Origin of the sequence: Pseudomonas alloputida, from assembly GCF_021283545.2 — a bacterium.
Lineage (GTDB): Bacteria > Pseudomonadota > Gammaproteobacteria > Pseudomonadales > Pseudomonadaceae > Aquipseudomonas > Aquipseudomonas alloputida.
The window spans coordinates 6,148,999-6,173,110 of record NZ_CP128540.1 but is presented as its reverse complement, the minus strand read 5'-3'; the positions used below and the strand labels follow the sequence as shown (position 1 = coordinate 6,173,110).

Genomic DNA, 24,112 nt, shown 5'->3' with positions numbered 1-24,112 from the left:
TCTGATTGATCGTTGCGTCGTATGCAGTTCGGCGCTTCAGCCTGCGCGGCTGTGTGTCGATCGCCCACTTTCCGAGTGTCACCAATGCGGCCAGCCCTTAGGAAAAGCTGCATTGACTCCACCGGTTGAGGCCGCGCTTACGTTTCAAACCTTCGCCGATTCAGCGAGCCAGTCGATGCCGTTTTATGGGCGGGTTCCGTTGGGTTTTTCGGAATGGATGTGTATCGCTCGCGTCATGGTCAGTTTCCTTGAACAGGTAACGCGACATCCTTCAGCCGGATCGCATCTTTTTTGCGAGGCAATGGGCGTGGATTTGTCGCAGCTGCAGGCTTCATCGCTTGGGTTACCGTTTGAGTACGGGACGCCTTCCGAGCGCGCTGGGCTGTTGGGGCAAGCTTGGGTGATAATGCAGGCTGGGCCGGAACGATTCGTGGAGAGTGCAGCCGAGGCTAAGCTGCCTGTTACTTCATTTCCGTTGCCCGCAGTAAGTGTGCCCGACATCCTTCACCAGATGCTTTCGGTGCTCACCAATACGCCGCACAAGCCAGGTCATATGGGCCTCAAACGCACGCACTCGCCTCAAGAGGTGTGGCGTAGGTGGCACCGTTTGCAGAGAAGGACGCATAGAAATGGCATCTGAAGATACATCCACCCATGCAGGATGCGCTGGATGCGATCGGGAGATGGCTAAAGCCAAGAAGGTGCATGCGGGCAAACGGTATTGCGATACGTGTTACCCACGGCTATTTAAGCGACGTATGTGTGCCGCCTGCGGCAATTTTGCTCGCCTGCCGGTATTTGACCTGGCTGCCCGTTGCGCTGCCTGTGAGCGGGCTGGGCCTTGCGTAAGATGCGGTAAAACCGAGTTTGAAACGGCACTACGCACTGAATACGGTCCCGTATGTAAGCCTTGCAGATACTATTTCCGAACCGCCGAGTCCTGTGAAGTCTGCGGAAAGCTCTCTCAGCGGCTTGCTCGAAGTAAGGTGACTGGGTTGCGGCGGTGCCCAGGCTGCAGTGGTCCCGAGATGGCAACCTGCCCGACCTGCCGGCACTACAGGGTACTCGTCACTGCTGCTGATGGTGTCGCACGCTGCGAGACTTGCGCTTCCAATCCCGACCGTCCTTGTGAGTCCTGCGGCGCCCCCACACCGGCCGGGCGTGGCCGCAAGTGCGAAGAGTGTGCGTGGCAGAGCACATTCCAGAAGCGGTTAGCGATTAACGTCCAGGGTTTCAGTAGCGGTGAATTCGGCGAGCTCTTCGCTCAATTCGGGGCTTGGCTTGTTGCCGCTGACCGAAAACTGACCCAGTAGAGGCTGTTCTGCCGACTGAAAACTGACCCAGGTGTTCAACTGCTTCTGCTCAATTTTTGAGCAGGAGAACACAGGGTGATCAGTATGGAAATGATGGGCAAAATTCGCCGGATGTATTTCCGCGACAAGCTGTCGCTGCATGAGATAGCCAAGCGCACCGGGTTGGCGCGCAACACGATTCGCAAGTGGGTCAGAGCACCTGAGGCCAAGCCGCCGGTCTACCAACGCCGCGCGATCTTCAACAAACTCAGCCCTTTTCACGCCACGCTGGAGCAGGCGCTAAAAGCCGATTCGCTGCGGCCCAAGCAACAGCGGCGCAGTGCCAAGGCGCTGTTGGCGCAAATCAAAGCCGAAGGTTATGACGGTGGCTACAGCCAGCTCACCGCGTTTATCCGTGCCTGGCGAGGGGGACAGGGCAAGGCGTCGCAGGCCTTTGTGCCGCTGACCTTTGCTCTTGGCGAGGCGTTTCAGTTTGACTGGAGCGAGGAAGGCTTGCTGGTCGGCGGCATTTACCGGCGTATGCAGGTGGCACATCTGAAGCTGTGTGCCAGCCGTGCGTTCTGGCTTGTGGCGTATCCGAGCCAGGGCCATGAGATGTTATTTGACGCCCATACACGCTCGTTCGGCTCCTTGGGCGGCGTGCCGCGCCGGGGCATCTACGACAACATGAAGACCGCCGTCGACAAGGTCAATAAGGGCAAAGGCCGGGCGGTGAATGCGCGCTTTGCGGTGATGTGCGCGCATTACCTGTTCGATCCGGACTTCTGCAACGTCGCCGCTGGTTGGGAAAAGGGCATCGTTGAAAAGAACGTGCAAGACAGCCGCAGGCGTATCTGGCTAGACGCCCAGGACTGCCAGTTTCACTCCTTCGAGGAACTCAATGCCTGGCTGGGCCAGCGCTGCCGCGCGCTTTGGAACGAGCTGACGCACCCTCAATACAGCGGGCTGAGTGTGGCCGAAGTGCTGGAGTTGGAGCGCGCTGAACTGATGCCTGTGCCAGCGCCATTCGACGGTTACGTCGAGCGGCCTGCGCGGGTCTCCAGCACCTGCCTGGTCAGCGTCGGGCGCAACCGCTACTCGGTGCCGTGTGAGTATGCGGGTAAGTGGGTCAGCAGCCGTTTGTATCCGACGCGAATCGAGGTGGTGGCTGACGACGCGCTGATCGCCAGCCATGTCCGCTTGCTGGATCGCGACCAGGTCAGCTATGACTGGCAGCACTACCTCCCGCTGATCGAACGCAAGCCCGGTGCGCTGCGCAACGGCGCGCCCTTTGCTGATCTGCCGGCGCCGCTGCGTCAGCTTAAGCACGGTCTGGGGCGTCATGCCGGCGGTGACCGGATCATGGCGCAAGTTCTGGCTGCCGTACCGGTCGCCGGGCTCGATGCGGTGCTGGTGGCTGTTGAGCTGGTACTGGAAAGCGGCAGCCTGAGCGCCGAACACATCCTCAATGTCGTGGCGCGCCTGGCCGCGACCGAACCACCACCCAGCGTCGAAACCCACTTGTCGCTCAAGGAAGCCCCCGTCGCTAACACGGCGCGCTACGACCGCCTGCGTGGCCAGACCGAGGAGATCGGTCATGCGTGATTTGATGGCGGAACTCAAGGAGCTGCGCCTGCACGGCATGGCCACGGCCTGGGCGGAGTTGACTGCGCAGGGTGAGTCGAACACAGCCTCGTCCAAGTGGCTGCTCGAACACCTGCTGGAACAAGAGCACACAGATCGCGCCATGCGCTCGGTGAGCCACCAGATGAACATGGCCAAGCTGCCGATGCACCGCGACCTGGCCGGCTTCGACTTCAGCGCCTCCAGCGCAGACGCTCGTTTGATCAGCGAACTGGCCAGTCTGGCCTTTACCGACACCGCGCAGAACGTGGTGCTGATCGGTGGGCCTGGCACCGGTAAAACCCACCTGGCCACTGCGCTGGCCGTGTCCGGCATCACCCGGCACGGCAAGCGCGTGCGCTTCTACTCCACGGTCGATCTGGTCAATCTGCTGGAGCGCGAAAAGCACGACGGCAAAGCCGGGCGGATCGCCCAAGCTCTGCTGCGCATGGATCTGGTCATCCTCGACGAACTGGGTTATCTGCCCTTCAGCCAGGCCGGCGGTGCGTTGCTGTTTCACCTGCTATCCAAGCTGTACGAACACACCAGCGTGGTGATCACCACCAACCTGAGCTTCGCCGAATGGTCGAGCGTGTTCGGCGACGCCAAGATGACCACCGCCCTGCTGGATCGGCTGACCCACCACTGCCACATCGTCGAAACCGGTAACGAGTCCTATCGCCTGCAACACAGTAGCTTGGCGGCCCAGGCCAAGATCAAATCACGGGAGCGAAAGCGTAAGGGCGGCCAGGAACCGGAGGACGATGAGCCGTTCTGATTTCATGGCGACGACGGCCTGCTACATGGCTGCGTGTGGCAGGTCTTAAACAACTGAACTGGGCTAGCGAAGGAGTGGGGGCAACAGCAGCTGCGCTGGTAGACTTATCCACAGTTGCTGGTAACAAAATCAGCAATCCGCCCTGGGTCAAATTTCAATCGGCAGGGTGGGTCAATTTTCCATCAGCGCCAACACACGAGGTTCACATCGCTGCTATACCTCACCTCAAGCACATGGGGGGCGAGGTCATCTATGGACAGTAGGCTCATCGAAATCGTAAGCTAGCGGCAATTTGATTGTGCATATGGCCATTTGCCACTACGAGCACACAATTAGTGCACGTAAATGTGAGGCTCCTACTCCCAGCTCGATTTCAGTCGCGCTAGGAGGTGACCTGGAGGGGGTTACTCCTCCTAAAGCATGCGAACCAAAACCGCATGCTCGTCGTCATAGGGAAACCTCGAACGAGTCGGTCATGTGCTCCCCTCACTACAAGGGGCTATGTGAATGGACTCACTAACCATGGATCAAACAACCTAATGTTCCAAAATAAGCCGAACGCCGAAATCCGCCATCTCCCGCATGGGCTGATCCATGCAGTTGAGCGTTTGAGTCTCGGGTTGGATTGGGATAAGCCACTCGACGCCGCAACCATGGCGCAGCTATCGACCTTGGGCGATCGTATCGCTGAGGTGCTCCCCCGAAAGATTGAGATAAGTACTTCGGGAGTCCGAGCTACAGTCGCGGGTGTTGTGAAAGATGCATCTGAAGATGAGAGTGCAGAGCTTTTTGCCATCCTTTTCGATGACAACGATGACCATGAAGGCGCTATCGACGAAAAGTTAGTCGAAATGGTTGTAAACGATTCGGGCCTTGGTTTCGCTATCAACTCACGATATCCCGGTTGGGAAAAAACACGAGCGTTAGCCTTTGATGTGTTTAACGTCTTTTATGAGGCTGTTTCAAAGCAAGTCTCAATTTCCTCAATAGACTTCAGGGTTTCGAATGTATTCGGCTTAAAGCAATTTGATGGAAATCTTACTGATCTGTTGAATGTTGAGTGTACCTCATTGCCACGCCGAGTCTTCAATTCAGAAGGTCTCTGGCACCTTGATGAAGGTTATTTTGATGAGCATTCAGCGTCTGAAGTCAGTCAGTTGTTAGTCAACTTGCATGTATCCAAGGCGCGAGAAGGAGATGAAACTAATCTCTTTGTTCGCACGATGCATCAGTTTGATCTCGGCGAACAACCTGCCGGCACCACATCCCTTGTTGATTTGTTTGGGCATTTTGACCATCTTCATGAAGTGAATAAGGATCTGTTGGCTTCGGTGCTCAATGAAAATATTGTTCGTTCGTTAGAGCTTTTTCCTGAAAGGGAGGTGACTAAATGAGCGCAGCTGTTTCAACTGTTATGAAGTTTGGTGTGGATTCTTACCCAAACCCTCGTGCGTTTCATTCTCAGCCATCCCGCGCTCGCGAAGATGCTACTAGCTATGTTTCTGCTTTAGCTGCTGCTAGCCTGTTTGCGCTTTCTGAACTTGAAAGATTACGCGCATCTGGCTCTGAAATGTTGATGCTGCAAGAAGCTTTGAGGCGCATGCTTCATTCGCGCCAGGTACCTGTCGAACTTCTCCGGCAGGCATATCACATGAACTTGTATATCAAGCAGTTGACTTCTGAGCGGGTTGAGTCTCGGTCACTCACTGCCGCTTTTAGCGAGCATGGCGATGCACAAATCTTTGCAGCTAAACCCTTAACTCAATTTCTGCCAGACTACAGCTATGCAGTAGATAGGCTTAAAGTGTTCGTTGAAGAACAAGTTAACTGGGATGGCTATGGAGGCTTGCCTGCCTCTCCCCAGGCTGCTAGAGAGGTCGCGACCTTCCTCAAAGTGGTTCAGCGTAGATTAATTCAAGTACCAAGTGTGACGATGGGCGGAGATGGCTCGGTTGCTATCGTCTGGACCGATGATGTTTTCTATATCTCGGCAGATTTTGACGGCAACGCTGGTTACTCTTTCTTCATCTCCAGGGGTGATGAATTTATTTGTGATGGTGTCAGCCCTTCTGAGCGGCTGGATGATTCTTTGGCTAAGTATCTTGGTATGTACTTCACGGATGACTAGTACAAAAATTTGTGGCGACTGCCGAAAAACATTTGAGCGCGGCGCAGGTAGCGTTGATAAGTTCGCGGAACGTGTCAGTGCGCTATTGGTGTGCAGCCATAACTGCTCCTGCCCAACACTATCGGTGAGTGCTTTCTCGCCCCGTCCTGTTCAGAATTCTGAGCAGGTGGCTGCATGCGCGAGTCATCCTTACCACTCAGCGATAAACGGTTCGGTGACTCACAAGGTGTTTGATAGGGCCTTTACTCAAGGCCTATCGGTGACTCGCCTCGAACTCGCGAAAGAAGGCATAGGTGGTGTGCTGAATTTTTGTAACACCATCGATGTACGCAAAAGTACTAAGAATCCTGAGATTTATTCTCTGGGTGCCGTAACGATGAGCGCTCAGGATGTCAGAGGCATTCTCTTCCGTAAGTGCAACACGCCAGCTTTTCGCCTTTACGACACGTCGGTAGATGCGGATCGAATGATCGCTCACGCGGATATTGTTGGCACAAAGTACTTTGGGAGGCTGGAAGCCCTTCCGAAAGCTGAGCAGAGCATCCGGCATTGGGCTCAGCTTCAGCTATCTCGTAAGACGACGTTTGTGCCCCAAAAAGCCGTTTAGCAAGGCATTCGCCCCAAACCAATGGGAGCCTGAGCCTAAAGGCAGGTGCAGCCTGTACTCGTCAAAGAGGTGTATCCTAGCGCTCAGATAGATGCCGAGGTTCGCCATGGAAACGTCAAATCATGCTGTGATGTCCAGGCAGCAAGCCGCTGTGGCTTTGAGGGTTGCGGTGCGCATTCTCCGTGGATGGCAGGCTACAGTTCAGCAGGCTTGCCGAATCCTTAGGGTATCCCCGGCTACTTACTACAGCGCGTCCCGGGACCAGGTCTCAGGTCGACGGCTCGATCTTGATCAACAGCAGCGGGTCAGCTTGGTGCTGAACATTCATGCCTCTTTGCGCACGGTCTTCACTAATCCGGCCAATGTCAGTAGTTTCCCTGTGTTGAAGAACGACAACCCGTTTTTTGATGGTCGTTCTCCGCTGGATATCATGGCTCAGGGAGATCTCATCTCGCTTTACGAGGCCTATAAGCGCATTGACCAGATGAAGTGGTTGGGTGAAGCCTAAGCTTCAGGTTACTGACTTGCAAAGGACGTTGTATTTAGCTCATCTTTAAAGCAGAGAACCTGAGGAGTGAGCTTTTGCATCACGACCTCGATCAGAGATATCGCGCTTTTTTGTACCTCTGTGGTTGGCCAGAGGAGGGGCTGGTCTGGCAAGCTATCAGGTCGCGGCAACTTACCCCACTTGTGTGCGTCGGGAGTTTCGAAACCGGCATTCTCTGCCCGCTGCAGCCAGTAGCCCTCAAAGTGGGTTGCGTTACTCTGTGTTCCTGGTGCCCAGGTAAGTACTACTGCCTGAATATCGACTTGCTCCTGAGCTGCCCACCTGAATAAGGCGTAGGACCCATGTCCTTCTCGCTGTCGATGGAGATGTTCTCTAAAACGTTTGCGTAGATCGGCCGCTTGGCCTACGTAGCAAGCCTTGCGCTGGCCACTTTTGCTTTGCGCGATTAGGGCATAGATCCAGAAGCCAGTAGTGATTTTTCGTTTACGTTCACCCTTAACTCTTTTCTCCTTCACTGGGCGATCGTTGAAGTTGAAGTGAACCCTAAATCGCTTCCCGCTTGCGCACATGAATCCAGCATAGTCAATACCGTTTCTGGTCACGGCTAAGTTGTGGCTAGCGGCTAATTCCATCAATTGCTGGCGGTTTTCGATCTCTCCTGTGTCAATTGCTGCTTGCATTGAGCTCTTCAGTGCTAATGCCTGCTCGATTGCTTCGCGCTGCATGGATGGCTCCTGATTGCATCTCTTTGCCCGTCCTAAAAAATGTCCTGGAAGGACAAGATTTCCTGCGGTTGGGGCTGTAATTTTAGCCGCTAAAGCGGTGCTGATTCTTATGCAGGGTTAGTTGGCATTCGCCTCCAAATCAGCAGTAAAGGCTTCATGTTATCTTTAACGAAATGTAACAATTGTGTGGCCTTGCGGTAAATTCAAAACCTGCAATATTAGACTTTAGTCTTATGCTTGGGTGGGTATATATCATTACCGATGATTATAGCTTTTGATGGACTTACACCAACTGCTTGACGCTTTTGTAGGGTTCTGTCAGTAATAAAAAGCAGCAGGGGTGCCCGACGCACCATTGTCTTTGCCTGCTACCTCACAACCTCATTTAGGAAATTGCTATGACGCTGCATGTTATGCTTTCTTTGGACTACTCTGATGCAAAATCCAATCGGGATGATTTCTATGCCCAGTTGGAGTACAAGGGGTGGGTCAAGCTGGGTGATGTAGACACTGTTTGGGTCAAGACCTTCGGCTATACCACTTTGGATACTGACAAGGTTGAGCGCGAAATCACGGCGATGATGAAAGACTCTGTTACGGAGTTTAAACCGACTCGCCTTGATTATGTTGCGCAGATTGGCAACAACACGCCTATTGAGCGTGCATTTATCAAAAAGAACTTTGACTACGAATACGTTAAAAAATAACTGTTGCAAAGTGCTGCTGCCGTGTAGTCAGTGGCAGCACCTATTGCTTGGTAAGTTCTATAGGGGCGGCGCTGTGGATTACATGTGCTGAGCGACGCATCGATAGGCTGCCAGCCTCATCAAGAACACCTATGGATCCAAGTGACTCTGGTTCTTCTAGGCAATTTCCCTTAGGGCCATCTCCTTCCGTAGGCGGGTGGCAAAACTCGTTCGATTTCACTCAGTTGATGGGGCGTTTCGAGTCGGCTTAAGGACGATAACGTCGTCCGCCTTTTCAATACTCAGCATGTCACCTGACTTGAGGCCGATTGCTTCCATTACGTTGTCAGGGAGCTCAACTATGATGTCTCCGGACCCATCCCCAGCATCCAAGCATTTCACAAACATTCGCTTCGGAAAGCACAATTTGGGCTCGGTCATCACCAACCTCCGACGTCTGTTGGATTGGTATCACTACTCGCTGACTGTTCAGTGAGCATGCTCGGGTACTACATGCTTAATGAAGGGTTGCGCTTGGCCTACCGAGAGCTCGAAGCTGATAATCCGTCACGGCCTGAAACAAGTCCTCAGCCAGTAATCGCAATCGCTCGACTTCCTCAGTCGAAGCCCCTGCACTCTGTGCTTCGTGATAGCGGCGCATAGCGTCAACAGCCTCGGTGTAGGCTGGATGATCGGGAAAGAGCACCGCTGGCTGCTTGGGCATTTTGGTCTCTCAGTGAATGGGTGGCTTGAAATCACCCGATAGCAGCAATTGGTAATCGGTAGCTGCCTCGTAAAGGGAGTCGGCCAAGAGCTTTAGACGCCGAACTTCCTCGGGAGAAGCGCCCGTACTCTCCGCTTGGTTTACAGCCCTGACCGCTTCGAGAGCCTGTCTTAAAAGAGGCCATCCCGCTAGGGCCAAGCCCTCGATAGTCCGCTTCATTCGTCTGTTCTGCACCTCTGACCACTTAAGTATAGGTACCAGGTCCTGGTTGGGCCATCCCGGCTAGATTTCAGCAGCTCGCGAGCGAGTCGCATTTATTTCGATTTTTTCGCAGCTATTTCGAGAACCTACAACTGCCACCGACCAGCGCCGGGCCGGACGCAGAGTGATGGGGGTGGCGAAAGGGTCGCTGTGGCCAGCTGTTCAGCGGCGCTTTCCCGCTGACCGACTGGATTGCCGCCACTTCCAGCGCTTCGTGCTCGTCCAGCGGTGGCAGCAGCCCGGGAAGGCGGCTGGCGAGCAAGGTCTTGCCGGTGCCGGGCGGCCCGGTGAACAGCAGGTTGTGCGCACCGGCCGCAGCCAGCAGCAAGGCACGCTTGGCTGCCAGTTGCCCCTGCACTTCGCTCAGGTCCGGGTAGGGCCGTTGCTGCAGGATCAAACCGTTGGCGGCGTAGGGCGGTAGCGGCACCTGGCCGTTCAGGTGGGCGACCAACTCCAGCAGGTGGCCCACCGCATACACCACCAACCCGCCGGCCAGGCTGGCTTCCTCGGCATTTTCCCGTGGTACCACCAGCGCCCGGCCTGCTTCGCGTGCCGCCAGTGCCGCAGGTAGCACGCCCTGCACCGGGCGCAATTTCCCCGACAGGGCCAGTTCGCCCAGGCATTCCATATCGGTCAGGGTGGCAATCGGCACCTGGCCGTCGGCGGCGAGGATGCCCAGGGCGATGGCCAGGTCATATCGGCCGCCATCCTTGGGCAGGTCGGCGGGGGCGAGGTTCTGGGTAATGCGCCGCTGTGGGTACTTCAGCCCGGAGTTGACGATGGCGCTGCGCACCCGGTCCTTGCTTTCCTTGACCGTGGTTTCCGGCAGGCCGACCAGGGTGAGATGAGGCAGGCCGTTGGCCAGGTGGGTTTCGACGCTGACCGCCGGTGCCTGCACGCCTACCTGGGCGCGGCTGTGGACGAGGGCTAGGGACATGAACGCTCCGTTGTTGCTGGAAAATGCCGCTTCCTGCGGCTGGGCAAAGAATAGCCAGTGCTGCCAACGCCGGCGCAACAAGTGTGCGTCGTGGTTTTTCAGGGCAGGGGTTTTCCCTGCGTTTTCATGGGCTTCGGCAAAAATGGAACCAACAGATTTTACGCAGGTACCAGCTATTGCTTAGTTTTATGGCAAATTGCCTTGCGCCGGAGCTTGCGGTGTTCGGCACACCTGTAGCGGTTGAGAAAGGAAATCTGGAACGTGATCTGCTTGATGATATACGCCGTTGTGCCCCGGCCATTTCATCGTGTTAGCGCCGGAGGTTGACGAACGAATGAGCTCATTACGGCTTGGCCGCACCGAACACCGCGCTCATCTGGTTAATGCGTTTCGGTACCGGAGCACAGCCCCATCAGTCGCAAGCTAGCTTCTGCTATGGCACTCGTGCTCAAGTCTGATGATCAAAATTCGGCCCTTTTCTGTGTAGAGCCACTCCGAGGCACTTAACTGCAAAATATCTTATAGATGTTTTGCAGGTCTTCGTATGGCCCGCTTATACGCATCGTATCTTTGCCAGGTTCAATATGTATAATTTCACTTTTGCATTGATGGAGCATGCTGAATTTATTTTCCTCTCTCGAGAATCCTCCGCTCTTATTTTTACAAAAACCCATTTTTAACAGGCCGCTCTCTATCGAGCTAAGTTCTATTTCGGCTGGCAATTCAAGTTTTGGAAATGCATTGTCGTAATACATTTTCTTCATGGCCACTGCTAAAAAACCCAAAGTCCCACTGCCTGCGGCTCCAAATAAGAGATCGCGGACAAGACCGAAAATTTCTAATAAATAAAAAATACTAGTATCGTCAAAAAAGCCACGATTAGTTTCTCACAAAGGGCTAAAGCCTTCATCGGGTCATACTTGAGCTGGGCTAGCAATTTCAGCCTATTTAACGTGGTGGTCATATTGTCTATTTCCATGATGCGTTAATCGTAAATTTATAGGCGTAATTCTTCAGGCTCACATTTTTTGCCAATTCTGCACGTCGTGACACATTGAATGGCTATGTGATTTTTCGATAAATATAACTACCTAATAGTGGCGCTAGGCTCAAGAAGCTTGCGCCACAGATCGACCAGACTACTCAGCTACCATTGGTGTGCGGAAAGAATGATGTTCCAGAAAATCCGGAAGGATCCCAAGCATTGGCAGCATCCTTGACAGCATTGTAAGCCGTTCCACCTCCTATAGCGCCTAAGCCACTACCTACTGCAGCACCACCCGTTGCACCAATTGGCGTTCTCGATCCGATGGCTGCACCTAAGGCTCCTCCCAGCGTCGCACCGACATTTTCAAAAAATGTATCGCCCTTGTCGCCTCCGGAAATCTGAGACAGCTCTTTTTCTGATAGGTCTCGCATTCTTTAATAGCCTTCTATCAAACAAAAGATAACCCTCTGTTCGTTCTAGCGAAAAAACAGGCGCGCGGGATCAATGGCGGCGAAGTGTTCACTCTTCTGTGCGACAGCGCAGCCCGGAAGGGCTGGGTGATCGCTCATTAAAAATGGTGGTTTTAGATTGTTATTCGCACAGGTACTGTAGGTTGCATTTAAATTTGATCTGCAGGCCAGTGAACAACCATCCTACTCTTATAGGGTGGCGAAGCATATTGCATAATTCACGGTTATTATTTCAGTGCATTTCAGTAACCGTTCGATAGAAGCCGGCGACCGGCAATCCTTGAAAGCTTTGTTAGCCTCAATTCAGCTATCCTATTCGACGAGCAAAGCAAGCCTTTAACAGAGCGCTTACGGTGGATAGAGTGTACGGCCGTAAGGTTACTGTCGCGCTTCGCGAGATTGACTAGCTCAATGGCTTTCCGTCGGTGTGACATAGCATGATCGTATCGCCGACCAATATGAACAGCGCAAGCAGGCTAACACACCAGTAGTACCTAGCCGAAAGGGGGTGTGGTGAAATGACGCAAATAAACCGACAAAGGGCATAGTTTCTTTCCAGCATGTTCGCTGCACCCCACGGATACTGTTCTATAGATTTCAAATAAAATGTCGCAGTTTCGATGCCCCATAACCACCCTGCTTCTAATTGTGCGCACAGTCGACCCGACCAATGAACCTAACATTCACAGCTGCCTAACTATTATCCACTCGCGCAGACAAAGATTAAAAACGAGACTAGCATAATATTCCACAATGCAACCAATAGACACCTCATCGCCACCGGGAACCTATCTACCTCACTTAAATCAACCAGCCCTCTATATACAAATACTTTTGGCATAGTCAACAATATCGACACCGTGCAGATTCGCATGATACGCCCAATCAAGCCCGCCCGCGAATACAGATTTTTATTTCCTATCACAAAGCTAGAGTTGGAAAGCATGGTTTCTATAAGCTCTAGATAACGATACGATAAATACACCAACACCAAGAGCGATAGTGCCGCCAAAACAAAACTGCCCAATACAACGAGTTCCGCAATAGTGATTGTCATGGATTTACACTGCGATAAAGTATGTCCCCAAAATATTCCCCGCCTTGTCCACCCTTGTCCCCACCAATCTTGCCACCTAAAGTCCCACCCAATACAGCACAAGCTAACGCACCACTACCTCCAGTAGGAATACCCAACACCGCAGTACAAACCACTGTAGCTATAGCACCTCCAACGGCTCCCCCTGCGATGCTGCCGCCAATGCTGCCTATCAAAGCGCCCCCTTCGACATACCTGGCTTGCGCACACTCATCTTCTCGCCCAAGGGTGCACGCTTGATGGATACTCAATCCTGTTGCAGCCACATCTAGCCCGATACCGATATAAGTGCCGTTCTTTATGAGATTAGCAGCCTTGGAAACTCCAGCGATCTTTTCCGCATACCCAACAATTTCACCAGCGTGCAGATAACTCTTCGTGGAAATCCCTAGCGTTCTCTTTGCTTTCCCCTTTTTACGCAAGCCCGAACCGTATGCCGCTAGCCTATCCAGCTGCTCCTCCAACCTAATGAACAAAACCATCCGCTTGGCATAAAATTCATCACGCGCTTTGATCGTGCCGCCCCCCAAGTAATCTCGATGAAGCTGCTCAATCTGCCCGAGTGTTTCCTTGATTGCATCGAGATGCCTGCTCCAGCCGTCACTTACTGCGCCTGCCCCCATCGACGCATGAGCAAGAAAACTATTCAACATTTCGTAGTTATCCAATAAAAAATCATCCACCCCAGCACCATTGACTTCAAGTAGATGATGGATCCTTCTGCCTGAGACATTAAAAATTCTTCATGACTTGTACAGGAGGGCGTGGTTGGATCACCTACAATAACCAGTTCACCACCTACCACCACACTATTGACGATATGCGCATTCAACACATCAAACTTGCCGCGCTGATTGGCCGTCATGGGCGTATCGGCCTTCAGCGAATCATATGACTGCGTGTGCGAATTAATGAAGCTGCGTGCCTCGGACATGGTCGCACCTCACGCATACTTCTTGTTGTTGATACGGTCCCAACCGCCCGTGACGTTGCCGCCCGCGCTGCCGTCGAGGCGCTTCTGCCGCGTGTAGGTGGTATTGATCCGCCCGTAGTTGAGCTGTACGACTTCCATCGGGACGCCGGAACTGGCGCTCTGGGCGTAGTCGGCGATGATCACTTCTTCGAGAACGACTTCGTAGTACTTGAGCTTGTCGGTACCAGCACGGCATACCACCAGCTTCACTTCCTTTAGGTGCTGGCCGGCACAACTGGCTTCAAGAAGCTTGCAGCTGGCACTGTCCAGGTATTTGGTGAAGGTGAAATTGGTGAGGGTGGTGCGCCCTGAAGATGCGCCACCCGCAGAGCTTGCGGTGGCTGAGGTGCTTTGGCTGACACCGAATTTATAACCGACGATTTCGATCCAGTTGGCGTATTGCTGGTCCAGCGCTTCGCCAGTAATTTCCGCGATTTGGATATAGGCATCGAAAGCCATGTGTTCCACTCCCTGGTAACAATTGGTCTGAAAATGACAATGACGTTGCTCGGACAGCGTCGTTTAAGGCTTGTTCCTCAAGCACGGCGGATTGGACTGCTTGTGCCGATGGGAATGGTGTAAAATAGTCACACCGAATCGCTGCCGCAAGCAGGCGAGATTAAGTTTGCGAAATTGCCTACAAATTTGCCGATAAAGCCGGCCCGATCACGTTAGAAAATGTTTCTTACAAAATTTCTTGGATGGCAGTTGGGCGCTGCGTGGAGCAGAACCCTCTTGGGTATGGATATCAAATTAATATCCCGTTGTTCGAAGGTCTAAATTTCTGGTTTATTGAAGGTTTTCTATTTATTGAAAAGTATCGGGGCGTTTGATAGATGAGAATCTACCTTTGGCAATCTCGTGCTCAGCGGTTACCTCTGTGGAGGATTTGGTGGAGCAGGCGGATCCTAAAGTTACAGGCCGCTAGCTTTTTGCCTGACTGCCATTTTTAAAATGGTCAAGGTGGTATTCAGCTTGATGTGGATGTTGCAGCGTTCTAACTAGTCGTATCTAGTCCGAATTTTTGCAGCTATTTCGAAAACCTGCTGCCGCCGCCGCTCTGCACCGGGCGCAACTTCCCCGACAGGCCGTTGGCCAGGTCGGTTTCGACGCTGACCGCCGGTGCCTGCACGCCTACCTGGGCGCGGCTGTGGACGAGGGCTAGAGACATGAACACTCCGTTGTTGCTGGAAAATGCCGCTTCCTGCGGCTGGGCAAAGAATAGCCAGTGCTGCCAACGCCGGCGCAACAAGTGTGCGTCGTGGTTTTTCAGGGCAGGGGTTTTCCCTGCGGTCTCATGCGGTTCGGCAAAAATGGATCCAATAGGCTTTGCGCAGGCGTCAGGTATGACTTAGTGTTGTTGGGTAACCGCAGTTGCCATGGGATGGCACTGCGTCTTCTTTCAAATGGACTTGAGGTATTGCTCCGTGCAAACGCTCGCCCGCACGCACCAGGTAATGCGCGAACTGGTGCAGGCCAGTGCATTCGTCGAACTCAACCGCTTTTTCGACAGGCTCGAGGCTCAGTGGCGTCAGGCCCCGCCCGGCGAGTTCCCGGCCTACCTGGCGGCCATTGACGGGCACATGCTGCTCGACCAGGAAAACCAGGGCGACAGGGCCCTGAGCCAAGTGCTCAGAGCCTGGATTGACGCGTGCCCCAGGGCTTACCACCCACAAGTGGTAATGGGTATGCACTGCTTCCACCGGGCCTGCCAGGTGCAGGTTGATGGACCACGCAACGCTGCACGCTTGCTGGCGGTCGCGCAAATTTGTGAATCCGCCACCGCGCACCTGTTGCGTGCAATGGACCGCTCTGCGCACCCCGTGGCAGCGGCCATTGGCATGCTGCGCATCAGTGCGCAGTTCCATGAGCCTGGTTGGTTGCTGCAACTGTTTCAGGGGGAGCCTGCACGCTTCAGGCCCAGTGCCCATGCCGATGTAGAGGTACAGGAAGCTGCAGCGCCGTTGCTGGTGAGGCATGGGCTGTTGCCCTTGGCCGAGCTGCCACAGTCGCTGCCGCGCTATCTGGGCAAGCGGGTCGACCATGAAAACGAGGACCCTCGCTATTACTGGCTGCGCCATGCGCTGATCGCCCGCCCCGGCTGCTTCGAAGCGATCCAGGCCCTTGCTGTGTACCTGCTGCCCCGCTGGGGCGGCAGCCTTGATGCGTTCGAGCTGTTGGTCAATGGCCCGCTGTGCGCAACCTGGGACGAGCGTTTGCGTAATGCGCTGCGCTGGATGGCTGTCGAAGGCCGGCTGAAGCTGCCACAGGCTGACAAGGTGCAGGCCGTCGCCGACTGGCAGCACGTGTTCGAAGACTGGTCACAACGCCCGTTGAGGCCCAGGGAACGTGCTGTCGTTCTGGCATGGCGGGGGGCACTGCGCAGCCGGGTATCGGGCGACCATGCTGGCGCTATGCGCGACTTTGGCGCGAGCTTGGCGTGCAATGCCGATCTCGGCGCCATCCGCGCCATGGGCGTGCCTTTTCGCTGTTTGGCCGAGCTGATACTGCGCGATGGCATGGCAGATGAGAAGCAACTGTTACACGGCGCCATTGAGCGCCTGTGTGACGGCCGTTCACATGCTGCTGCCTGTGCATTACGCGCTGTCGGGCACCGTTTCGGGCTGTGGGCGCTGCCACGCTCGGCCGAGCAGGCAAGGCTATGGTTGCAACGGGCGGTGAGTCGCCAGTGCGCGGGCCAGGCACCGGGGTTCGAAGTGCTTGAAGTGGCGCGATTGCTGTGGGCAGCCAACCGGCATGAAGTGGCCTGCTACCTGTATGAACGCTGCGCCGAACTGAACCTGCCGGGTGCTGCCCTGGCCTTGTATGAGCTGCACCATGGCGGCCTGGCCAACACCCCGGCGCATTACCTGGATGACGAGGCAGCCGGGTACTGGCTGCAGCGTGCGGTGGAGGCGGGCAGCAGGCAGGCCAAGTACAACCTGGCCTGCCTGCGCATGGACGGCGATGAGGATCTGAACGAGCGCAGTGCCATGCTGGCGGTCAGGCGCCTGCTTGTCGACGCGCTGGGCAACGGGCAGACCAATGCGTGTGCGCGGTTGCACCTGGGGATTTTGTTACGCCGGTTTGGTGAGGCGCAGGAGCGAAGTGAGGCGGTTGCTTACCTGCTGAGCCTGGTCGAGCACCCGGACCCGTGGCTTGCAGGGCGTGCCAGCGCCGAACTGGGGCTGGCCTGGATGCAGGGGCGTGGCACCCGCAAGCAAAGCCGCTTTGCCGCCATCCAATGGGTCAACCGAGCGGCCAGCTTGCAACCAAGGGATTCGGCCATTGGTGATATCCAGGCTCAGATCCTCAATTCGCACAGCCGGGTGAAGACTTTGTTTACTCAGTGCGGGGCGGCATTGTTCCGCGGCACACTGCATGCAAGTGAACTACCACCGAAACAGGCCTTTACCCATGCCGAGTCGTTGCGGGTTAAACCTGCATCGGACGGGCTCAGGCGCGCACATAAACCCAGGCTGTCAGGCCCGATGCAAGGGTGACGGCGACGCGCTTGTAGTCGGCAACTTCATAGCGGTCCGCCGCTGCCAGTTCGTCTTCGCTGATCTGGAAGACCATGCCGGCCACGCTGTCGTTGGCCTGGCTGCTGGGGGAAACGATGGGGTGATGAGACTTGCCGCTGGTCGCCAGAACGCCCGGGTCGGTGATCTCGACCCAGTCCAGGCGGTAGCCCGGCATACGGTCGGCCTGGCCGTTCAGCTCACGGCCAAAGTTGGCCAGTTGCACGGCTTTATCCTGCAAGGTGCCGTAGGAAAACAACAGTACCGGGTATGCGCTGGAGGGCTGCATTCATTCATCCTGTGAAGTTGGGTTCAGCCGGGCTTCCAGCTCGGCTACCTGTTTTTCCAAGGCCTCGAGGCGTGCGCGGGTGCGCGCCAGTACGACCATCTGGCTGTCGAATTCATCGCGGCTGACCAGGTCCAGCTTGCTGAAGGCGCCTTGCATCAACACTTTGAACTGGCTTTCCAGTTCCGCACGGGGCTGGGCGGCATCGCTGCTGAACAGGCGCGAGGCCTGGTCGCTCAGGGCATCGAGAAGGGCTTTGGGCGCGAGCATGGGGCTGTCCACTGAAACGGAGAAATGGCCGCCAGTGTAGCACGCACAAACCTGGCGCCTGAGTGCACATTGGCCTTTGTGTGCGGCCTTGCGTCGCGATTGGGCTGCACAGCGGCCCCGGCAATATCAGCATCAAGGCACAAATCTTGGGGGGCGCTTCGCACCCCAATCGCGACGCAAGGCCGCTCCCACAAAGATCGCGTGCAGTTTTCAAGCTGTTGCACATTTTTCGCGCAGCTTGCCCCGCTGCTGCGCACCGAAATTGTGCATGTTTCCCGTGCTGGCGACTGGCCAATCCCGAGCAAATCACATAACGCGCTGTTTTTCGGCGCTTTGTCGGAACTGGCAAGGTTTCTGCAAAGACCTGTACGAGCCATGCACTGAAGCAGTTCCTTGTGACCAGGCAGTGCGCACGCGGAGCCGGATGCCGACGACGCGTTACAAAGCCAACCGCTGCGCTTAGACTTGAGACGGGTTTGTTTTCCTGGGGCAAGTCCACCAAATCGGGAGAGAGTTTCATGAAGCTAGTCACAGCCATCATCAAGCCGTTCAAGCTGGACGACGTGCGCGAGTCGCTGTCGGAAATCGGCGTGCAGGGCATCACCGTCACCGAAGTCAAAGGTTTCGGTCGGCAGAAGGGCCACACCGAGCTGTATCGCGGTGCTGAATATGTGGTCGATTTCCTGCCCAAGGTGAAGATCGATGTCGCCATCGATGACAAAGACCTTGATCGGGTAATCGAAGCCATCACCAAGGCAGCCAACACCGGCAAGATCGGTGACGGCAAGATTTTCGTGGTGAATCTGGAGCAGGCGATCCGCATCCGTACCGGCGAAACCGATACCGACGCGATCTAAGCAGCAAAAAAGCCTCACCAAACCCAACGCCCCAGGAGAAAACAACATGACTCTGCGTAAGATCGCAGGGCTAGGAGCCCTATTGTCCCTCGTAATGCCCGGGCTTGCCCTGGCAGAGGAAGCTGCCCCAGCGCTTAATTCCGGCGACACCGCCTGGATGCTGACCGCAACGGCGCTGGTGCTGTTCATGACTATTCCGGGCTTGGCCCTGTTCTATGGCGGCATGGTGCGATCCAAGAACGTGCTGTCGGTGATGATGCAGTGCTTTGCAATCACCGGCCTGATGAGCATTCTCTGGGTCGTCTACGGCTACAGCATGGCCTTCGATACCGCCGGTATGGAAAAGGGCGTGCTCAACTTCAACTCCTTCGTTGGCGGCTTCTCCAAGGCCTTCCTCAGCGGTGTCACGCCCGACAGCCTGACCTCGGCCACCGCGCTGTTCCCTGAAGCGGTGTTCATCACCTTCCAGATGACGTTCGCCATCATCACCCCGGCGTTGATCGTCGGTGCCTTTGCCGAGCGCATGAAGTTCTCGGCGATGCTCGTATTCATGGGTATCTGGTTCACCCTGGTGTATGCGCCGATCGCACACATGGTGTGGAGCGGTGACGGTGCCCTGATGTGGGACTGGGGCGTACTGGACTTCGCTGGCGGCACCGTGGTGCACATCAACGCCGGTATCGCAGGCCTGGTCTGCTGCCTGGTACTGGGCAAGCGCAAGGGCTACCCGACCACGCCGATGGCCCCGCACAACCTCGGCTATACCCTGATGGGCGCAGCGATGCTGTGGATCGGCTGGTTCGGTTTCAACGCAGGCTCTGCTGCTGCCGCCAACGGTACTGCCGGCATGGCCATGCTGGTCACTCAGATCGCTACCGCCGCCGCCGCCCTGGGCTGGATGTTCGCCGAGTGGGTCGGTCACGGTAAGCCAAGTGCTCTGGGCATCGCTTCGGGCGTGGTTGCTGGCCTGGTCGCCATCACCCCGGCTGCGGGCACCGTCGGGCCGATTGGCGCGCTGATCATCGGCCTGGTTTCGGGTGTGCTCTGCTACTTCTGCGCCACCACGCTCAAGCGCAAACTCGGCTATGACGATTCGCTGGATGCCTTCGGCGTGCACGGTGTTGGCGGCATCATCGGTGCCATCCTCACGGGTGTATTCGCGGCTCCGGCGCTGGGCGGCTTCGGTACCGTCACCGACATCGGCATGCAAGTCTGGATCCAGGCCAAAGGTGTGATTTTCACCGTGGTCTACACCGCCATCGTCACCTACGTGATTCTCAAGGTGCTGGATGTGGTGATGGGCCTGCGGGTCAACGAAGAAGAAGAGTCGGTCGGCCTCGACCTGGCTCAGCACAACGAGCGCGGCTACAACCTGTAACTGCGACGCGGTAAAAACTTGCCCGGCTTGCCGGGCATTTTTTTGCCAGTTTTTCAGCATTTCCCGCACGGCAAACGGTTTATTCGACACGTTCGTGACGTAGGTAAAAAACTTACAAGCCGCAGGGCGTTTATGGTGCTTTGCTTTTTCCACGGGCGCGCTAGAATGCGCGCCGAAGGGTGTTTGACGAGTAGTCCACACACTTCGCCAGCCTTTGCTAGGCTTGCCAATAGCGTGTGGCCAGCAGGGGCTAATGGATTTGTCAGGTCCTGCCAGGAGCAGGGCCTGCTGGGTGCCGCCTCCCATCAGGAGTGCCGACCCAAGGGCAGTGGCCTAACCCACGGCCAGTTGAATTTTCACTGGTGGCTGCCGGTCTACGGCTGCACTGGTCTATAACCAACCTGCTTTTCGCAAGTCATGAGGTAGAACATGAGCGACGACGATCTGGAAAATGATGACCTCGAAGTAGGCGACGAAGACGAGGGTGATGAGGTCCTTGAAGGGGCGGCTGACGACGGCGTGGAAGACGCTGGCGATGACGACAGCAGCCCGGCACCCGTTGCCAAGGGCAAATCCAAGGCCGCAGTCTCGGTAGACGAGATGCCGAGCATGGAAGCCAAGCAGAAAGAGCGTGATGCACTGGCCAAGGCGATGGAAGAATTCCTTTCTCGCGGCGGCAAGGTGCAGGAAGTCGAGGCCAACGTGGTCGCTGACCCGCCCAAGAAGCCAGACAACAAGTACGGCAGCCGCCCTATCTGAGTGGCTGATCGCAAAAAAGCCCGCCGTCGCTGCGGGCTTTTTTATGCCTGTGGGTTTTGTGTTGCCCGTGCCCGCGAATGGGCCGCAAAGCGGCTCCCGTCAGCGCCAGCGCGCGAGCACGTCGGGCAGCTGCGACAGGCGCTGGATTTCGGCATCCGGCGCCTGATCGCCAGTCCAGGCCTTGCCCTGCGGGTTGAACCACACCGCGCGCAAACCGGCGCGCTGGGCACCGGCAATGTCATCGCCAGGGTGATCGCCGATGTGCACCGCCGCACCCGCGTCCACCTCGCCACGGCGTAGCGCTTCGAGGAACGGCGCCGGGTCTGGCTTGCCAATGCCCAGGTCCTCGGCGCACAGGGCAAAGCGGAAGTAATCGGCCAACCCCAGCCGGCTGACGTCGGCATTGCCGTTGGTGACCACCCCCAGGATGTATTGATGGCGCAAGATTTCAAGCACCGGCTGCACCTCTGGGAAGATCTCCACCTGGTGGCGGGCATGCAGGAACACTTCGAAGCCTTCGTTGGCCAGCGCCTGTGCGTGCTGTTCGCTGTAGCCGACCTCTTCCAGGGCATGAAACAGCACGCGCCTGCGCAGGGCGCTGATGCGGTGCTTGAGGCCGGGCTCTGCTTGCACCAGGCGCTCGCGGATGGCGAACAGGTGTTCCACCGGCACGCTGCCGAGGGTTGGTGCGTTGGCCTCGAGCCAGTCGCGCAGCACGACTTCCGCGGTGGCAATCACCGGCGCGGTGTCCCACAGGGTATCGTCGAGGTCGAAGGTGATCAGCTTGATGCTCATGAGTCTGTGCCTTTGCTGCGTTTGGCCCGAGGGTGGGCGCTGTCGTACACCGCGGCCAGGTGCTGGAAGTCCAGGTGGGTGTAGATTTGCGTCGTGCTGATGTCGGCGTGGCCGAGCATCTCCTGCACCGCGCGCAGGTCCTGGGATGATTCCAGCACATGGCTGGCGAAGGAATGGCGAAGCATGTGCGGGTGCAGGTGTTGGCCCAGCTCACGCTCACCGGCAACCTTTACCCGCAGCCTCACTGCCCGGGGGCTGATGCGATTGCCCTGGCGGGTAATGAACACTGCACGGTCGCGTGGGTTGCCGATGCCGCGCAAACGGTACCAGGCCTGCAACGCCTCGCGAGCCTTGCGACCCACCGGCAGTACGCGGGCTTTTCCACCCTTGCCCAGTACCTGCACCAGGCCGGCGGCGAGGTCGAGGTGATCAAGATCGAGGTTGGTCAGTTCCGATAGGCGTAGGCCCGAGGAATAGAACAGTTCGAGGATCGCCTGGTCACGCCGGGCGATGAAGTCGTCGTCGACGCCACCATCGAGCAGCTGCAGTGCGCGGTCGGTATCCAGTACCTTGGGCAGCCGCCGCTCACCTTTGGGCGCGCTCAGGCCGTTGGCCGGGTCGTGCTGGCACAGGCCTTCGCGGTTGAGGTAGCGGTACAGGCCGCGCACTGCCGACAGCAGGCGTGCCAGGCTGCGCGGAGATTGGCCATGGTGGTGCAAGCGGGCGATCAGCTGGCGCAGCTGCTGGATTTGCAGCGCCTGCCAATCGGCAATGCCGTGTTCTTCGCAGTAGGCGATGACTTTTTCCAGGTCGCGACGGTAGCCCTGCGAGGTGTGCTCCGACACCTGGCGCTCGTTGCGCAGGTGTGCGCAATAAGCCTCCAGCTGGCGTTTCATCAGCGTACCGGGCGCAGGGTCTGGGTGACGCGTGGCACAACGCGGCCAAGCACCTCGGCGATATAGCCGAGGAAAAGGGTACCGACGCTGCTCTTGTAGTGTTGCGGGTCGCGGCTGCCGATGGCCAGAACCCCATGCAGCCCCTGGTACTCAAGAGCTGCCACGGCGCTGGAGCCTACTTCCCGGCGCTGTTCTTCACCGAACAGGAACGCCAGCTCGTGCTCGCGCAGGTTGCCACTGACGGTCTTGCCACCGCCCAGCAGGGCACCGATGGCTTGCTGCGCCTCGGCATTGCTGACCCAGCGCCCGACTGGCGCGACGTTGTCGCCGAACAGGATCAGGCTGACGAAGGGGACCTGGAATTCCTGGCGCAGGCTGTCTTCGACCGCCATTACCACTTCTTCCAGGCTGCCGGCATCGAGCAGGTCAAGGATCAGCCGGCGGGTCTTGTCGAACAGCCGGTCGTTGTCGCGGGCCACGTCCATCAGTTGCGACAGGCGATGGCGCATTTCGATGTTGCGGTCACGCAGCAGCTTGAGCTGGCGTTCCACCAGCGACACGCTGTCTCCTCGCTGGTGCGGGATGTGCTGTTCGATCAGCAGCTCGTCGTGCTCGGCGAAGAAGGTGGGGTGGGCGCGCAGGTAGGCGACCACCGCTTCGGCATCGAGCTCGGTGGACTGCTTGGGTACAACCTTGGGCTGATCGGTCATGGCGGTTACTCGTTTAGAGACGAACCTGTCCTTCGTAGACGCGTACGGCCGGGCCGGTCATCATCACGGGCTTGCCGGGGCCGGCCCATTCGATGTGCAGGCGGCCACCGGGCAGGTCGAGGGACACCGGGGAGTCCATCCAGCCCTGGCTGATCGCCGCCACGGCCGCGGCGCAGGCGCCGGTGCCGCAAGCCTGGGTTTCGCCGGCGCCGCGTTCCCACACGCGCAGGTTGGCGCGGTGGCGGTCGATGACTTGAATGAAGCCGGCATTCACCCGCTGTGGGAAGCGTGGGTGGTTTTCGATCTTCGGGCCCAGCTCGTGCACGGGGGCAGTCTGCACGTCGTCGACACGCAGCACGGCGTGCGGGTTACCCATGGACACGGCGGCTATGGAATGCAGCTGGCCGTCGACCTCCAGTGGATAGTTCAGCGCCTGCGCGTCAGCAACGAAGGGGATTTCGGCAGGGATGAAGCGGGGTGGGCCCATGTCGACACTCACCTGGCCGTCGTTCTGCACGTCCAGCACGATGATGCCGCTCTTGGTTTCCACGCGGATGCGCTTTTTCGCGGTCAGGCGCTTGTCCAGCACGAAGCGGGCAAAGCAGCGCGCACCGTTGCCGCATTGCTCGACCTCGGAGCCGTCGGCGTTGAAGATGCGGTAGCGGAAGTCCACTTCCGGGTTGTTCGGCGCCTCGACGATCAGCAACTGGTCGAAGCCGACACCGGTATGGCGGTCACCCCATTGCTTGGCGTGCTTGGGCTGGATGTGCGCGTGCTGGCTGACCAGGTCCAGGACCATGAAGTCGTTGCCCAGCCCATGCATCTTGGTAAAACGCAGCAGCAT

General features: G+C 56.9%; 24 protein-coding genes and 3 pseudogenes. 12 read left to right on the top strand and 15 right to left on the bottom strand.

All coding sequences use genetic code 11. The features are described 5' to 3' along the window. Nucleotides 1–112: 112 nt before the first annotated feature. Entirely contained in the window at nt 113–640 is a 528-nt protein-coding gene (locus LU682_RS28530; protein ID WP_028699238.1) for a hypothetical protein, read from the top strand. A gap of 571 nt (nt 641–1,211) precedes the next feature. On the opposite strand, the gene LU682_RS28525 is transcribed toward LU682_RS28530, so the two are convergent. Continuing rightward, nucleotides 1,212–1,352 (bottom strand): hypothetical protein, encoded by a 141-nt coding sequence (locus LU682_RS28525; RefSeq protein ID WP_232857582.1) that lies wholly within the window; start codon nt 1,350–1,352, stop codon nt 1,212–1,214. 45 nt (nt 1,353–1,397) lie between these two features. Here LU682_RS28525 and istA point away from each other — a divergent pair, with 45 nt between their 5' ends. The 6 genes from istA to LU682_RS28495 all read left to right on the top strand — a co-directional run bounded on the left by istA (nt 1,398) and on the right by LU682_RS28495 (nt 6,936). After that, on the top strand, nt 1,398–2,897 hold the full coding sequence (gene istA, locus LU682_RS28520) for an IS21-like element ISPst3 family transposase (protein WP_024012635.1): 1,500 nt from the start codon (nt 1,398–1,400) through the stop codon (nt 2,895–2,897). Then, nucleotides 2,890–3,693 (top strand): IS21-like element ISPst3 family helper ATPase IstB, encoded by an 804-nt coding sequence (gene istB, locus LU682_RS28515; protein ID WP_010454871.1) that lies wholly within the window; start codon nt 2,890–2,892, stop codon nt 3,691–3,693. Before istA ends, istB begins: the two co-directional genes overlap by 8 nt. Before the next feature lie 539 nt (nt 3,694–4,232). After that, nucleotides 4,233–5,087 (top strand): hypothetical protein, encoded by an 855-nt coding sequence (locus tag LU682_RS28510; RefSeq protein ID WP_015272265.1) that lies wholly within the window; start codon nt 4,233–4,235, stop codon nt 5,085–5,087. Then, on the top strand, nt 5,084–5,821 hold the full coding sequence (locus LU682_RS28505) for a hypothetical protein (protein ID WP_137138303.1): 738 nt from the start codon (nt 5,084–5,086) through the stop codon (nt 5,819–5,821). The genes LU682_RS28510 and LU682_RS28505 overlap by 4 nt, the downstream gene beginning before the upstream one ends. A 259-nt stretch (nt 5,822–6,080) precedes the next feature. Next, nucleotides 6,081–6,428 (top strand): hypothetical protein, encoded by a 348-nt coding sequence (locus LU682_RS28500; protein ID WP_028699232.1) that lies wholly within the window; start codon nt 6,081–6,083, stop codon nt 6,426–6,428. Between the two features lie 106 nt (nt 6,429–6,534). Continuing rightward, on the top strand, nt 6,535–6,936 hold the full coding sequence (locus LU682_RS28495) for an antitoxin Xre-like helix-turn-helix domain-containing protein (RefSeq protein ID WP_042132119.1): 402 nt from the start codon (nt 6,535–6,537) through the stop codon (nt 6,934–6,936). Between the two features lie 8 nt (nt 6,937–6,944). Here the strand turns inward: LU682_RS28495 and LU682_RS28490 are convergent, their stop codons facing one another. Then, complete coding sequence (locus LU682_RS28490; protein WP_015272261.1) at nt 6,945–7,661, bottom strand: GIY-YIG nuclease family protein; 717 nt, start codon at nt 7,659–7,661, stop codon at nt 6,945–6,947. 398 nt (nt 7,662–8,059) lie between these two features. Here LU682_RS28490 and LU682_RS28485 point away from each other — a divergent pair, with 398 nt between their 5' ends. After that, a complete protein-coding gene (locus tag LU682_RS28485; RefSeq protein ID WP_015272260.1) occupies nt 8,060–8,368 on the top strand; it encodes a hypothetical protein in 309 nt (102 codons plus the stop codon). A gap of 496 nt (nt 8,369–8,864) precedes the next feature. Here LU682_RS28485 and LU682_RS28480 read toward each other — a convergent pair whose 3' ends face one another. From LU682_RS28480 to LU682_RS28450, 7 genes and pseudogenes are all read right to left on the bottom strand, one after another. Then, on the bottom strand, nt 8,865–9,071 hold the full coding sequence (locus LU682_RS28480; protein WP_028699230.1) for a hypothetical protein: 207 nt from the start codon (nt 9,069–9,071) through the stop codon (nt 8,865–8,867). A gap of 9 nt (nt 9,072–9,080) precedes the next feature. Further along, nucleotides 9,081–9,290: a hypothetical protein gene (locus LU682_RS30140; RefSeq protein ID WP_015272258.1), complete on the bottom strand. Its 210-nt coding sequence runs from the start codon at nt 9,288–9,290 to the stop codon at nt 9,081–9,083. 127 nt (nt 9,291–9,417) lie between these two features. After that, a pseudogene (locus LU682_RS28470) lies at nt 9,418–10,269 on the bottom strand (YifB family Mg chelatase-like AAA ATPase); the annotation flags it as partial. A 1,143-nt stretch (nt 10,270–11,412) separates the two neighbouring features. Further along, nucleotides 11,413–11,688, bottom strand: a complete 276-nt coding sequence (locus tag LU682_RS28465) for a bacteriocin (RefSeq protein ID WP_061405724.1) — start codon at nt 11,686–11,688, stop codon at nt 11,413–11,415. Between the two features lie 1,092 nt (nt 11,689–12,780). Then, nucleotides 12,781–13,757, bottom strand: a pseudogene (locus LU682_RS28460) (hypothetical protein). A 9-nt stretch (nt 13,758–13,766) separates the two neighbouring features. Beyond that, complete coding sequence (locus tag LU682_RS28455) at nt 13,767–14,255, bottom strand: Hcp family type VI secretion system effector (protein WP_010955754.1); 489 nt, start codon at nt 14,253–14,255, stop codon at nt 13,767–13,769. A 625-nt stretch (nt 14,256–14,880) separates the two neighbouring features. After that, a pseudogene (locus LU682_RS28450) lies at nt 14,881–14,967 on the bottom strand (magnesium chelatase domain-containing protein); the annotation flags it as partial. A 256-nt stretch (nt 14,968–15,223) separates the two neighbouring features. Here LU682_RS28450 and LU682_RS28445 point away from each other — a divergent pair. Continuing rightward, nucleotides 15,224–17,299 carry a DUF4034 domain-containing protein gene (locus LU682_RS28445; RefSeq protein WP_049588343.1) on the top strand — a complete coding sequence of 692 codons (2,076 nt, stop codon included), beginning with the start codon at nt 15,224–15,226 and terminating at the stop codon, nt 17,297–17,299. Here the strand turns inward: LU682_RS28445 and LU682_RS28440 are convergent. Continuing rightward, nucleotides 17,253–17,606: a gamma-glutamylcyclotransferase family protein gene (locus LU682_RS28440; protein ID WP_020190994.1), complete on the bottom strand. Its 354-nt coding sequence runs from the start codon at nt 17,604–17,606 to the stop codon at nt 17,253–17,255. The genes LU682_RS28445 and LU682_RS28440 overlap by 47 nt on opposite strands. Next, a complete protein-coding gene (locus LU682_RS28435; protein WP_003253640.1) occupies nt 17,607–17,873 on the bottom strand; it encodes an accessory factor UbiK family protein in 267 nt (88 codons plus the stop codon). Nucleotides 17,874–18,391: 518 nt separating this feature from the next. Between LU682_RS28435 and glnK the strand changes: the two genes are divergently transcribed. The 3 genes from glnK to sutA all read left to right on the top strand — a co-directional run bounded on the left by glnK (nt 18,392) and on the right by sutA (nt 20,867). After that, nucleotides 18,392–18,730: a P-II family nitrogen regulator gene (glnK, locus tag LU682_RS28430; RefSeq protein ID WP_002555808.1), complete on the top strand. Its 339-nt coding sequence runs from the start codon at nt 18,392–18,394 to the stop codon at nt 18,728–18,730. Nucleotides 18,731–18,776: 46 nt separating this feature from the next. Then, nucleotides 18,777–20,108 carry an ammonium transporter gene (locus tag LU682_RS28425; RefSeq protein WP_010955751.1) on the top strand — a complete coding sequence of 444 codons (1,332 nt, stop codon included), beginning with the start codon at nt 18,777–18,779 and terminating at the stop codon, nt 20,106–20,108. Nucleotides 20,109–20,537: 429 nt separating this feature from the next. Continuing rightward, complete coding sequence (gene sutA / locus LU682_RS28420; RefSeq protein WP_003253643.1) at nt 20,538–20,867, top strand: dormancy-specific transcriptional regulator SutA; 330 nt, start codon at nt 20,538–20,540, stop codon at nt 20,865–20,867. A gap of 99 nt (nt 20,868–20,966) precedes the next feature. Here sutA and LU682_RS28415 read toward each other — a convergent pair whose 3' ends face one another. The 4 genes from LU682_RS28415 to dapF are packed head-to-tail and all read right to left on the bottom strand — an operon-like array spanning nt 20,967 to nt 24,112. After that, nucleotides 20,967–21,662 (bottom strand): HAD family hydrolase, encoded by a 696-nt coding sequence (locus LU682_RS28415; RefSeq protein WP_010955750.1) that lies wholly within the window; start codon nt 21,660–21,662, stop codon nt 20,967–20,969. Further along, entirely contained in the window at nt 21,659–22,558 is a 900-nt protein-coding gene (gene xerC, locus LU682_RS28410) for a tyrosine recombinase XerC (protein ID WP_010955749.1), read from the bottom strand. Before xerC ends, LU682_RS28415 begins: the two co-directional genes overlap by 4 nt. Next, on the bottom strand, nt 22,558–23,268 hold the full coding sequence (locus LU682_RS28405; protein WP_010955748.1) for a DUF484 family protein: 711 nt from the start codon (nt 23,266–23,268) through the stop codon (nt 22,558–22,560). Before LU682_RS28405 ends, xerC begins: the two co-directional genes overlap by 1 nt. A 13-nt stretch (nt 23,269–23,281) precedes the next feature. Beyond that, nucleotides 23,282–24,112, bottom strand: a complete 831-nt coding sequence (gene dapF, locus LU682_RS28400) for a diaminopimelate epimerase (protein ID WP_049588339.1) — start codon at nt 24,110–24,112, stop codon at nt 23,282–23,284.